Source organism: Paraburkholderia phytofirmans OLGA172 (assembly GCF_001634365.1).
GTDB lineage: Bacteria > Pseudomonadota > Gammaproteobacteria > Burkholderiales > Burkholderiaceae > Paraburkholderia.
This window is the reverse complement of sequence record NZ_CP014579.1, coordinates 150958-162810: the sequence shown is the minus strand read 5'-3', so window position 1 is coordinate 162810 and position 11853 is coordinate 150958. Positions and strand designations below refer to the sequence as shown.

11 protein-coding genes and 2 pseudogenes are annotated in these 11853 nt (G+C 57.8%); 6 read left to right on the top strand and 7 right to left on the bottom strand.

Going from position 1 to position 11853, the window contains the following annotated elements; translation table 11 throughout:
• Window positions 1–110 precede the first annotated feature (110 nt).
• Window positions 111–371, bottom strand: coding sequence for a DUF5372 family protein (locus AYM40_RS43740; RefSeq protein WP_408183663.1), 261 nt, complete (start codon window positions 369–371; stop codon window positions 111–113).
• A gap of 14 nt (window positions 372–385) precedes the next feature.
• Between AYM40_RS43740 and tnpB the strand changes: the two genes are divergently transcribed.
• Both tnpB and tnpC read left to right on the top strand, forming a co-directional pair.
• A complete protein-coding gene (gene tnpB, locus AYM40_RS43735; RefSeq protein ID WP_148662407.1) occupies window positions 386–568 on the top strand; it encodes an IS66 family insertion sequence element accessory protein TnpB in 183 nt (60 codons plus the stop codon).
• Window positions 569–619: 51 nt separating this feature from the next.
• Window positions 620–2145: pseudogene (tnpC, locus tag AYM40_RS21100) on the top strand (IS66 family transposase).
• 79 nt (window positions 2146–2224) lie between these two features.
• Here the strand turns inward: tnpC and AYM40_RS38760 are convergent.
• Window positions 2225–2671, bottom strand: a complete 447-nt coding sequence (locus AYM40_RS38760) for a tyrosine-type recombinase/integrase (protein WP_082855207.1) — start codon at window positions 2669–2671, stop codon at window positions 2225–2227.
• Between the two features lie 178 nt (window positions 2672–2849).
• Here AYM40_RS38760 and AYM40_RS21095 point away from each other — a divergent pair, with 178 nt between their 5' ends.
• Genes AYM40_RS21095 through AYM40_RS21085 form a run of 3 tightly spaced genes read left to right on the top strand, consistent with a single transcriptional unit; the run spans window position 2850 to window position 6062 of the window.
• Window positions 2850–4109: a site-specific integrase gene (locus AYM40_RS21095; protein ID WP_063498247.1), complete on the top strand. Its 1260-nt coding sequence runs from the start codon at window positions 2850–2852 to the stop codon at window positions 4107–4109.
• A complete protein-coding gene (locus AYM40_RS21090; RefSeq protein WP_063498246.1) occupies window positions 4106–5053 on the top strand; it encodes a tyrosine-type recombinase/integrase in 948 nt (315 codons plus the stop codon). The genes AYM40_RS21095 and AYM40_RS21090 overlap by 4 nt, the downstream gene beginning before the upstream one ends.
• Window positions 5046–6062 carry a site-specific integrase gene (locus AYM40_RS21085; RefSeq protein WP_063498245.1) on the top strand — a complete coding sequence of 339 codons (1017 nt, stop codon included), beginning with the start codon at window positions 5046–5048 and terminating at the stop codon, window positions 6060–6062. Before AYM40_RS21090 ends, AYM40_RS21085 begins: the two co-directional genes overlap by 8 nt.
• Here the strand turns inward: AYM40_RS21085 and AYM40_RS21080 are convergent, their stop codons facing one another.
• From AYM40_RS21080 to AYM40_RS21070, 3 genes are read right to left on the bottom strand one after another with little or no spacing between them, the layout of a single operon-like run.
• Window positions 6063–6734: a tyrosine-type recombinase/integrase gene (locus tag AYM40_RS21080; RefSeq protein ID WP_082855206.1), complete on the bottom strand. Its 672-nt coding sequence runs from the start codon at window positions 6732–6734 to the stop codon at window positions 6063–6065.
• Complete coding sequence (locus AYM40_RS21075) at window positions 6731–7657, bottom strand: tyrosine-type recombinase/integrase (RefSeq protein ID WP_063498244.1); 927 nt, start codon at window positions 7655–7657, stop codon at window positions 6731–6733. The genes AYM40_RS21080 and AYM40_RS21075 overlap by 4 nt, the downstream gene beginning before the upstream one ends.
• A complete protein-coding gene (locus AYM40_RS21070) occupies window positions 7654–8895 on the bottom strand; it encodes a site-specific integrase (RefSeq protein ID WP_063498243.1) in 1242 nt (413 codons plus the stop codon). Before AYM40_RS21070 ends, AYM40_RS21075 begins: the two co-directional genes overlap by 4 nt.
• A gap of 123 nt (window positions 8896–9018) precedes the next feature.
• Here AYM40_RS21070 and AYM40_RS38755 point away from each other — a divergent pair.
• Window positions 9019–9156, top strand: a pseudogene (locus AYM40_RS38755) (transposase domain-containing protein); the annotation flags it as partial.
• A gap of 344 nt (window positions 9157–9500) precedes the next feature.
• On the opposite strand, the gene AYM40_RS21060 reads toward AYM40_RS38755, so the two are convergent.
• Both AYM40_RS21060 and AYM40_RS21055 read right to left on the bottom strand, forming a co-directional pair.
• A complete protein-coding gene (locus AYM40_RS21060; protein WP_063498241.1) occupies window positions 9501–10235 on the bottom strand; it encodes a hypothetical protein in 735 nt (244 codons plus the stop codon).
• Window positions 10213–11853: an RNA-directed DNA polymerase gene (locus AYM40_RS21055; RefSeq protein ID WP_063498240.1), complete on the bottom strand. Its 1641-nt coding sequence runs from the start codon at window positions 11851–11853 to the stop codon at window positions 10213–10215. Before AYM40_RS21055 ends, AYM40_RS21060 begins: the two co-directional genes overlap by 23 nt.

The following is an 11853-nucleotide window of genomic DNA, read 5'->3' as shown; positions in this document are numbered from 1 at the left end:
TGTTCGGTTTTTAACACCAAAAAAGGCTGTCATATCTCCACGTGTTGAGACGTATCCTGGAATTCAGCGGCGTTAATTACCTTACATGTGCGGCAAAAATCCCTTTACGGTTAAATACCGCTCCCGGCACGCCTGTACGAAAGGCGTCTCACGAGTAGCGCAAGCTCCATCAAGTCGTTGACCGTGAACAACGCGCGCTCTCGTCCCATGGACATCTCGGGATCAGGCTCGCTCATATCGGTCCACTTCGGAGGAACGGAGCAATAACTCCTGTCGTCGATGCGCAGCAGGAGGCGTCGACCAGACCGGTTATAGCGCTCGCCTACACAAAGAAGTTGCTGTCCGCTGAACGGATGGAACGGGTGAGTGATGCGGACAAGATGTTCTGTGGCAGCCCCAGAGCCTGCATTTCGAGGTATGTTACAAACGCCTGGAGCGTGGGCGCTTTGCGTGGCCCCGTGCCGACGGCGGGGTCGTTTCGCTGACCAGCGCTCAACTCGCACTTCTGCTCGAAGGATTCGACTGGCGACAGCCAGTTGATGCAGCGCGCCCCTGCAGCGCTTTGTAAACGTATGTGACAACGCGGCCGTAGCGCAATGCACGCGCGTAAACTGCCTGCATGGCATCCAGCGACGCTACGCTTCCGGACGATATCGAGGCCTTGAAGGCTCTCTTGATCGCGCGTGAGGCGGCGTTACGTGAACACGAAGGCGAGCTCACGGATCTGCGCGACACTGTAACGGCGCTCCGGAAGACACTCTCCGACCGGGCGCTCGAGATCGAGCACCTGAAGCTGTGGATCGCGAAACTCCAGCGCATGCAGTTCGGGCGCAAGTCGGAGAAGATTGATCGCCAGATCGAACAGCTGGAATTGCGTCTCGAAGATCTGCAGGCCGACGACAGCGCGGCGACGATCGACGCACCGACAAGGCCCCGTCCAGAAACCGGCAAGCCGACAGGACGTAGGCCACTTCCGGAACATCTGCCGCGCGAAGACGTTGTACATCAGCCCGACGACGCGTGCTGTCCGCAATGCGGCGGCACGCTTGGCGAACTCGGCGAGGACGTTTCCGAGCAACTCGACTATGTACCGGGGCATTGGCGAGTGCTTCGTCACCGCCGACCCAAGAAGGCCTGTACGTGTTGCGACTGCATCGCGCAGGCGGCTGCGCCCAGCCGGCCAATCGATCGCGGTATGCCGGGTCCGGGATTGCTCGCGCATGTCCTGGTCGCCAAATTCTGTGACCACCTTCCCCTGTATCGACAGTCAGTGATTTACGCGCGCGACGGTGTGCAGCTCAGCCGTTCGACACTCGCGGACTGGGTCGGCCAGTGCAGTGCGTTGCTCCGACCACTGGTAGAGGTCGTTCGCCGGTACGTGATGGCCGCCTCGAAGATCCACGCGGATGACACGCCCGTACCTGTGCTCGAGCCCGGGAACGGCAAGACCCGTACCGCACGTCTTTGGACATACGTTCGGGATGACCGGCCAGCCGGCTCGAAGGACGCGCCGGCGGTCTGGTTCGCATACAGTCCCACAAGGGCTGGTGAATATCCGCAGGCCCATCTGAAGGACTTCAGCGGAACGTTGCAGGCCGACGCGTTCGCTGGGTACAACGCGATCTATGAAGGTGGTGATGTGCGCGAGGCTGCATGCATGGCGCACGCGCGCCGTAAATTCCACGATCTGTTCGTCGCACGCAGGAACGAGGTCAACACTGAAGCGTTGCGCCGGATCGGCGAACTGTACGCAATCGAGGCTGCGATTCGCGGCAGCCTCCAGACGAACGAAGACGTGTCAGGCAGGAGCAGGCGCGTCCGCTACTCGATGCGTTCGAGATCTGGCTGCGCTCGACATTGGGTACGGTGTCGCAGAAAGGCGATACCGCCAAAGCCATCAACTACGCGTTGAATCAGTGGGCGGCGCTCACACTGTACGTCGATGACGGCGCCGTGGAAATCGACAATAACGCAGCCGAACGCGCTTTACGTGCCGTCGCTCTCGGCCGGAAAAACTTCCTGCACTTCGGTTCCGACAGCGGCGGCGAACGCGGGGCCGCAATCTACACCCTGGTCGGTACCACCCTATGCCGGATGCGGCATAGGGCTGTTCATGCCGAATCCCGTGCTATGCCGAACGGCTGATGCTGATGGCGATTTGGGCACCGCAAAAGCGACCTCGCTGCCGATCATACATCGGTCGCGCTCGGCATAGTCGGACTCTTCACAACGCGGTTAGGAACTCAAGTAGTTTATCGCCTGCACGGTATCGACCCAATGGTTTACCGTTCGAAGACTTGACTTTAGCCAGCGCGGCTTCCTTGAGGGCTAAATGAGCGTGCAAATAGACCTGAGTGGTTTCGACCGATTCGTGTCCTAACCACAATGCAATGACGGAGCAGTCGACGCCGGCATGAAGTAGTTCCATTGCAGCGCTGTGCCTGAGGACGTGTGGCGTGATTCGCTTACGTTTCAAGGACGAGCAGCAGGCACTCGCGGTGGATACATACTTGCCCAGAAGATGTTGCACAGAGTCAGAGCTGAGCCGACCACCACTTATATTAGGGAATAACGCGTGCGCGCCGTTGCGCGGGGGCTCTTGCAGCCAGGCTTTGAGCGTGGCGATGGTATGCGTTGTCAATGGCGTGCATCGTTCTTTCCGATCATGCAAATATTTGCATGAACGGAACTATGACGAACTCGGGAATATGCGCAGCTCCGCGCAGGGACGTCCGTTTGGCGCCTTGTAAAGGGTGTTTGGTCACGGGTACCGGTAGTGGACTGCGCATAATAAAAGTGCTTTCCTCAGGAGGCAGGTCGACAAGTTCGGCTTTTTGAGGAGGGGTATCATGAACAGCGACTTCGCGTTACCGCAGCGGACCCGGGCATGGTTGACGGACGGCGTGCTCAAACCCAGCTATCAAGCCTATTCGACGTATTTGATTGGGCGCGGATATTCGTCGTGGAGCGTCCGTAAGTATTTGTGCTGCGTCGCGCACTTTGCTTATTGGCTGCGCAAGCGACGCATCAAACTCAGTCAGATTGACGAAGCGCTGATCCGCTATTTTCTGGATGAACACCTGCCTCAGTGCGACTGCCCATTGCGCACGCCAAGAAGCAGGAACCATGTCGGGTCGGCCTTAAAGCATCTGCTTGTCGTGCTGCGCCAGAGGGCGGACATACGCCATCAGCCCGACTTCACACCCCGTCTGATACGGGAGGAGATCAGGGAATTTGACGCACACCTTGACCAGGTCTGCGGGCTGGCCGCATCTACGAGAAGGTTGCGTACACGCATCGTACGGACGTTCCTGTCGGAGCGATTCGGTGCATCGAGAATCACTATGGCACAGGTCAAACCGGAACATGTTCATCGATTTGTAGTCAGCCACCTCGAAGGATGCAAGCCGAGCACCGGCAAAGTCCTTGGGAGTGCACTACGGAGCTACTTGCATTTCCGAGGAATGCACGGAGATCACGTCCGGTGCCTTATTGCCGCGATTCCACAAATCGCCCAGTGGCGGTTCGCATCGTTACCAGACTCGCTATGTGAGGCGGAGCTGGAACGGTTTCTTAACGCATTCGATCGCAAATCCGCGATCGGCCGCAGAGACTACGCAATGGCCCGGTGTATGGTCGACCTGGGACTACGCGCCGGCGAAGTCGCTTCGCTACAGCTGGACGACCTGAACTGGCACGACGGGACGTTGCGGTTATCAGCAGGCAAGGCGCGGCGAACAGATGTGCTTCCGTTGCCGCCCCGGACCGGGCGCGCAATTGCTCAATACCTGACTGACGGGCGCCCGGTCTCCGATAGCCGGGCGGTATTTCTGCGGCATCGCGCTCCACTTACCGAACCCGTCGGCTCGAGCGTCGTTCGCAATACCGTCCGTGCCGCTCATGCGCGATGCGGCAGCGATCCACGCTGCAGGGGAACCCATGTATTGCGGCACAGCGTAGGCAGTCGGCTGATTAACGCTGGAGTCCCTATGAAGGAAATCGCCGATATCCTTCGACACCGCAGCCTCGATACTACCGCGATTTACACCACGGTCGATATCAGGAGCCTTGCCAAGGTCGCGCTGCCCTGGCCGGGGAGCGAATCATGAAACGTTCAGTGAGAATGCTATCGCTCGCCGAGGACTACCTTGCGTCAAGACGCCGCCTTGGTTTTGACCTGCGGTGTACGGGACGCCGGCTTCTTGATTTTGCCTGCTTTGCCGACCGGATCGGCCACCAGGGGCCGCTCACCGTAAAACTGGCAGCGTCCTGGGCTCGATCTGCATCAAGTCAGGTGCCCTTTACCTGGGCGCGTCGGATTGAGATCGTTCGCCCGTTCGCAAGGTATCTCCAGCAATTTGACCCTGCCACCGAAGTTCCTCCGCTTTATCTTTTCGGCCGAGCCCATCGCCGTTTGACACCGCACATCTATGCCGATGAGGAGATCCGGGAACTGCTGGCCGCTGCTTCGACGTTGCCCTCGAAGGAGAAACTGCGGCCCGTGACCTACTCAACCCTGTTCGGGCTGATCGCGGCCACCGGACTGCGGATTTCTGAGGCGCTTAACCTGAGGCGCGCAGACGTCGACCTCGATCAAGGCCTGCTGATGATTCGGGTAACGAAGTATCGTAAGTCCCGCGTCGTTCCACTTCATCAAACGGTCGTGCGAGCACTTGCACACTATGTAGAGCTGCGGGATCGCGATTGGCCCATCACGCTAAGCGATCACTTCTTCATCGTGCACGGAAGCAGCATGAAGATCAGTACCGTTGAGGAGGTCTTCAGTTCCTTGCGTTCGCAGTTGGGATGGGTCGCCCGTGGTGATCATCCGGCTCCACGCATCCACGATCTGAGGCACTCGTTTATCTGCCGAAGGGTGTTGCTCTGGTACCAGCAAGGGGTGGACGTCGACAACGCAATGATCATGCTTTCGACTTACGTAGGGCATGCCAAGGTGACCGACACCTACTGGTATCTAACGGGCATCCCGGAACTGATGGCAATTGCGGCTCAGCGCTTCGAGCACTTTACAGAAGGAGTCTGTCATGTCTAAAAGGCAAAGCCATTGTTCGTCGTCGAACTTCGCCGCGCTGCTACAGCAATTCTTCGTTGAGCGGCTAATGCAACAACGGGCAGTCAGCCCGCAGACGATAGCCAGTTATCGGGATACCTTTCGACTATTCCTTCAGTTTGCTCAGGCGCGTCTGCATAAGTCGCCTGTCGAGCTGGCGTTAGCAGACGTCAACGTGGATCTGGTGCTGACCTTCCTTCGTCATCTGGAGGACAACCGGCATAATTGCGCGCGCACCCGGAATTCGCGGCTTGTTGCCATCCGTTCATTTCTGAAGTACGCAGCCCTCAAGGATATTTCTTCGCTGGCTGTTATCCAAAGCACTCTAGCTATCCCAATGAAGCGCTTCGACAGGCCGCTCATCGGCCACCTGTCGCGTGACGAGATCGAGGCACTACTCGCCGCACCCGACCCCAACACCTGGTGCGGGCAGCGGGACCGGGTACTGTTTGCAACGCTATACAATACTGGCGCACGCGTTTCCGAACTGATCGGTCTGCGGGTGGGTGACGTCGTTCTGGATAAGGCGCCCTGTGCACATATCCACGGCAAAGGCCGGAAACAGCGCACCGTACCGTTGTGGCGCTCAACCGCGAGCCAAATCAGAAGCTGGTTGCCGCGGATCCGGTCATCGCCTGATCAGATTCTGTTTCCGAATCGCTCGGGGAACCCGATGACGCGATCCAACGTTACGGATCGGCTCAAACTCGCAGCGCGGACAGCCACCAGGCAATGCCCTCAACTATCAAGCCATCCCATTTCACCGCATGTCATCCGGCACTCGACTGGGACTCATCTGCTGCAATCGGGCGTTGACCTGAGTGTCATTGCACTGTGGCTTGGACACGAAAGCCCAGCGACTACTCACATGTACGTCGAGGCCGACCTCGCGATGAAGGAGCGTGCGCTCAATACTTTGCAACCGCCTCACAGCAGAATCGCGCGATATCGACCGCCCGATCGCTTGATGCAGTTCCTGGAAAGCTTGTAATTATGCGCAGTTCACACCACGGATCCGCCATCCACAGCCCATCGCAGAAGAACGAATTGGCGTCTGTGGCGCGGAACTGCGCATATTCCCGAGATCGTCATAGTTGCGCCCCTTGCCAAGGCAGCGAACGTGTGCGCCGCAACCCAATTGCACCGAATCACGATCGAGCCCTGTCAATTCGGAGAGTCTCAACCCCGTCTGAATCGCGAGCAATAGCAGAGCATAGTCCCGACGTCCAAGCCACGTTGTTCTATCAGGAGCAACAAGAAGCGCTTCGATCTCGGTGCGTGTCAGAAACTGAACGAGTTGCTTATCGTATCGCTTGGTAGGTATCGCGAGCACGCGCTGGATGTGGGCGGCGTATGCAGGCTCCTCGAATGCGGTGAAGCGGAAGAAGGACCGAATCGCGGTTAGACGAAGGTTGCGTGTCCGTACGCTGACTGATCGCTGCGTCTCCAGATCCTCGAGAAACGCGGCAATCAGCGGCGCGTCAAGATCGCACAGGTCGAGACTGGATGGGGGCTTACGCAGGCAGACTTGTGCGAACTTGAACAATAGACGAAACGTGTCTCGATACGATGCGATAGTGTGTGGGCTGACGTGGCGTTGCCGCATCAATCGCTCTGTGAAGAAGCGTTCGATCAACGCAGGCAAGATGTGGGTTGGTCTCATGATGGGGCTCCCCAGCGCACGTCGAGCCTTCGCGCGGCGAGCCCCATCAATTCGGGACACGCCGACAGATACCAGTACGTGTCGCGCACACAGGTGTGCCCCAGATACGTGGACAGCACGGGCAACCATGATTCGACGCTTTGACCCGATCGATACCAGGTGAGCAGCGTCTGAACTGCGAAGCGATGCCGGAAGTCATGCAGACGAGGACCGGAATGGGCATCGGGGCTTCGAAGCCCCGTTCGCCGTGAAAGCTTCAAAAATACCGGATGAACGTATTGGTGCAACAGTTTGCCACCTTGCTCAGCGATGAAAAAGTATGGACTGTGCGGCGGCCAGATGTGCGCGTCTCGTCGTTGCGCATAGTGCGCCAATACGGCTCTGGTTGTGTGGTGGACCGGGACAAGGCGTGACTTACCGAACTTGGTGTCGCGGATCGTGATAACGCCGTCTTCCAGATCAACGTCTTCTCGTCGCAGGTTAAGTACTTCACCGATCCTCAGTCCAGTCACGGCCAGCAGTCCGAACAGACAGTGATACGTCCACCGACGCAAGCCATCTGCCGGAGGAAGTTCTAACGCAGCCGTCAACAACTTCTGTATCTCTACGTCGGTGTAGAGATAGGGTCTCGGGCGTGAGGGACCAACAAGAATGCCCAACGGTGGCACTTCCGTCCTGATTTCCGCAATGCGCCGATAGCGTGCAAATCCGCGCACGTCCGTTAAGCGTAACGCCCAGGACGCGCGCCCGTCTATAGGCAGCATTGCCCACTCAAGAGCGAGCTTGTGCGTGATAATGGTAGCGGCGCGGCCATCCATAAAACGGACAAAGCTCGTTAGCCGCCTCTCCTGGTTCTCAAACTTGAACCCAAAACCACGACGCATGAGCACGTACTGCCGAAGCGCTTGCGAGAGAGTGTTCATCGCACACCTCCCGGCCATGGCAGGCCAAGCGTGCGCAGCGAGGCGATATCGACCTTCGCATAGATTCGGGTCGTGTCATGATCCTGATGACGGAGAACTTGACCGATCTGTGTCAATGACGCACCGGCTCGGAGCAACTGAGTCGCGAGGCTATGCCGGAAGAGATGTGCGCCCTTGTGCGAAACATTATCGATTCCCGCGCGTGTGAGCGCCATCGTGGCGATCATGGAAACCGCCGCCGACGATGCAAACCCTATGTGCGGAGCCAGGTGCCGGAGAAACACGCGTCGGCTCCCGGATTGCGGCCGCCCGTGCTTTAGGTAGTCCACCATTGCGGCGCCAACCTCCGCCGGCAACGGTAGCTCAGCTCGTCGCCTTCCCTTGCCGTGAACGGCGAGTTGGCCAATACGCCAGTCAATATCATCGAGCGTCAGCAACGCAATCTCATTTGCTCGCAGTCCAAGGCGAGCAAGCAACAACAAGATCGCGTAGTCTCTGCGTCCGACGGGAGTATGCCGGTCACAGCCGTTGAGCACGGTTTGAACCTGGTCGGGCAGCAGATAGGCAGGAAGCGATGTGAGCTGCCACGCTCTCACACCTGGTACGCAGCTCGCAAGATCGGCGGCAATGTAACCTCGGTATTGCAGAAATCGCATGAACGCGCGAATGGCCGAGCACATATGTTTCGCGGATTGCGGACTGTGGTCTCTTGCATGACGTTCGATGAATGTCATGACGTCCGAACCAGTCAGGCTGGTGATTTGCGGATAGCCAGACAGGCAATGCTCCCGCAGAAACTGCCGAGCGAAAGGGACATGGCGAACGGCAGACACGCGCGCCAATCCGCGCTCCTGGATCAGATATCGGTCAAAATCCTGCACAACCTGTTCGAGCTCGTCCAGTGCGAAAGGTGGCTTGGCAGGAATTGCATCGATCTCTCGAAGCAGACCGAGCAGTCTGATCAATGCAGGACGATCACTGAGAAATGGACATCGATATCGGCGACGGAACTCCTGATACTCTTCTATCGATTGCTCGTTGATGTCGTCAAGCTCAAGCCGTTTGCGTGCGAGCCAGTGACTGAAGTCGCAAGCCACGCGAAGATTGCGCCATGCTCCTTGTCGACAATGTCCCTCTCGCAGCAGCCGCGCTGCGAACAGATCGATATGAACTCCCAACGGCCCTTCGTGAAGCCGTTTAAGCATCTTGGGACTGTCGTAATACGCTTCGATGGTCATGTCTACTCCTTCCCGCCAAAATGACAGGAGAGAGCCTCAGACTATGCCGAATGCGCAAACCGCATCGCATGACCAGGAGTGAATGATACGAACTGCTTCGGCATAGCGCGGGATTCGGCATGAACCGCCAAACTGAACGGCCTTGATCCCGAGGCCTACCTGCGCCACGTCATCGCTCGCATCGCCGAGCATCCCGTCAATCGCGTCGACGAACTGTTGCCATGGGTCGTTGCCGATCAGCTTCACCACGACGTCGCCTGAACTCAACGCGCTGCGCTCAACTGTCCGACATCAACATGCTGTCAAGAACGGTCGTGGTCGGACGGTTACCGTCTTCAAGCCATCGGCGCAAATAGTGTTGGAACAACATCGGCAGGCCGCCCGCCGTACAGTTCTGGACCGACGTTACGCAGATGATGAACGACATGTCCAAGCGTCTAGAAATACATCAGTTCACGGGAGCCCGTCACCCAAGTAAGCGGTGCATGACGACCGTGACTGACAGCGATGTGCGGCGCTTGGCTGCGTCAGACTGACGCTGACACCTCAATTTTCCTGAAGCGAGCCCGGCGGAACGCGTTGGCAAGCCAACTTGCGCCGCGCAGCTATCGCAGACCTCGGTCACCGACCATCGAAGCGAATACCTGGAGGATCTCGACCTTCGTGCGCCCAGCTCCGATGACGTGTATGAGTTCGTCGAAGTCAAACACTACGTACTGTGCCAATCGAGGATTAAGCAGAACGCCCTCCGGCCATTCCTGCCCACGATTCTCAATGGAAGCCGCATATCCGAGCAGCCAGTACATCACAATCTGGCGATAATCGGCGGACGAAAAATTCTTGTTCGTGCACTTGACTTCGATAAGGGCAGGACCAGCGGCGAAATCGCCGCGCCCGGAGGAAATCCAGTGCAGGCCTGGTATCTGCGGAGCAACCGTCACATTTCGACCACGTGTCGCGGCCATACTGGAAACTATCGACGCGATGTTGTGCCCAACTTTCTCCGCGACGCTTCTGTCGAGGTCGCTTATCCCTTCAGGAATATCGGCGTCGAAGTATCGTCGTTGGCGCGCGACTGAAACGCGTCGACACTCGTCCCAGTCTATAGGCCTGCCCTCCAGCAGCATTTCCCCCACTGTCGAACCGAGTTCAAACAGCATGGCCTTTTGTAGCTTGCTTTGCGCAATCAGGCTGGTTGCGACCGGATTGACATCGGCAGCTTTGCGCGTGCGGTTGAAATACGCGACGACGCCCGGCGTCAGTTGCGGGAAGACAACATCGAAGAGCCCCGGGACGTCACGGGCAACCGTCCGGGGATCATGCAGTAGCTTCAGCGTCATCGCACCAACCTTGGTAAAGCAGAGCGAAGGCCGGGCTATTTTGCCTCTCGATGCCGAGTTGCCAAGCGCGCTTCAGACTGGGTTCAACCTGGCGCCGGAACCCCTCCCCCTGATCACCAAACGATGCAGCCGCGAGCCACACCAGACGCTGGCACTCTGGGCTCATGCTCGACCAGTTGTTCCGAAGCGCCGTGAAAGCGGCCCGGTCCTTCCACCTGCGCCAACACTCGATGCAAGCCCGCTTCACGGTCTCCGAGCGCGTGATGTCATACACGCGTTGGACAAACGTTGCTCGCTTTGACGTTCGCTCCATGTGTAGCGTCCGTATATAGTGCAACACGCTGGCTTCCGCCTGCAGCAGATGAGATGAATGCTCGGGCACTGCGTCCAGCATGTGATCTATTTGCGGAAAGATATCCTTGAACGCGAGGGTAGCGCGAAGGCCTGCGATCCCCCGCATGATTGTCGACCATGAGGCGCGGAACGCATGAAGGTTGTCAGGGCTAAGGAGCGTCCTGACAAGTTGCAACGCCGCTGTGGGCGGCTGCAACTTCAGCGTCCTGCTAACTTGTACGACCAGAAAATTGTCGGGTAGAGACTTTTCAAGCTCCCTTTCCAGGATTGCCTGCACTTGCAGACCCTCGACAGTCTGCTTGAGTGACTCATAGTCTTCCGCCCCTGCATCCGAATATGGATCGAAATACAGGTCGATTGCCCGCAACCGGGCCGCATCATCTCCGTCGCTGCCAAGCTGCGCTGCAACATAGTCGACGTAGTGTTTCGACGTCAGCAACACCGTTTTCGTCTTGTTCAGCGTGATGCCGTAGTCGGCTAGAGCATACGAAAGTGCCGCAAGCGCACGGTACGCATCCGGATAGGAATCCGCGACGAGTACATAGTCATCGACGTATCGAAACCATCGGAACCCGCCGACCGTCATCTTTTGGTCAACGGAGTCGAGAAAGAGCTCCGCAAGCACGCGGGAAGCCTGACCGCCTACAGGCAATCCGAACGAACGCCCCGCCGAGAACTTTCCGAGCAACGCAGTTATCTGGTTGCCTATCCGTCCATCAGGAAAAAGGTCGTTCAGTGAATTCTGGACGTGATGATGCGAAATGTGCTCATAAAAGCTCGAGATATCCGTTTGCGCAACAATCGCCCCGCCCGCAATACTGTTTGCCTCTGCGACAGTGGCTTCACGAAACGCTCGCCATGAAAAATTCCTGTTGAACAGTTCATCCCCACCGTCACGCAGGAACCGGTATGACCTTGCACACAGGTCGCGTTGGTCTTCGAGCGCGTCTGCAATCGCGATGCCGAGACCATTGAAATAGACGGTCCAGAACGGATGGATCTTCGTGGATATCCGGAATCCAGCGGGCCCAGTGGGGGCCAAAAGACGCTCATTGAAAACGCTGAGCTCCGCGAGTTTCCGTGCGCTGTTCTTGACAGTGTCGCATTGCAACTCCTGATACAAGGAAAACGCCATTCCGGCAAGTTCCGCATGGCGCTGCTCAACAAAGCGCGTGTCTATATCGAACGGCAACGTGTCGTTGTCGCCGTGAGCTCCTATATCGGCGCCGGCGCGCTCGAAATGTTCCAATGTAACGTCAGGCAT

Excerpts from the sequence above, each read along its gene's own strand:
- AYM40_RS21060 (WP_063498241.1), bottom strand. The coding sequence starts at position 10,235 with ATGACGCTGAAGCTACTGCATGATCCCCGGACGGTTGCCCGTGACGTC.
- AYM40_RS21055 (WP_063498240.1), bottom strand. The coding sequence starts at position 11,853 with ATGCCTGACGTTACATTGGAACATTTCGAGCGCGCCGGCGCCGATATA.
- AYM40_RS21085 (WP_063498245.1), top strand. The coding sequence starts at position 5,046 with ATGTCTAAAAGGCAAAGCCATTGTTCGTCGTCGAACTTCGCCGCGCTG.
- AYM40_RS21070 (WP_063498243.1), bottom strand. The coding sequence starts at position 8,895 with ATGACCATCGAAGCGTATTACGACAGTCCCAAGATGCTTAAACGGCTT.
- AYM40_RS21090 (WP_063498246.1), top strand. The coding sequence starts at position 4,106 with ATGAAACGTTCAGTGAGAATGCTATCGCTCGCCGAGGACTACCTTGCG.
- AYM40_RS21075 (WP_063498244.1), bottom strand. The coding sequence starts at position 7,657 with ATGAACACTCTCTCGCAAGCGCTTCGGCAGTACGTGCTCATGCGTCGT.
- AYM40_RS21080 (WP_082855206.1), bottom strand. The coding sequence starts at position 6,734 with ATGAGACCAACCCACATCTTGCCTGCGTTGATCGAACGCTTCTTCACA.
- AYM40_RS21095 (WP_063498247.1), top strand. The coding sequence starts at position 2,850 with ATGAACAGCGACTTCGCGTTACCGCAGCGGACCCGGGCATGGTTGACG.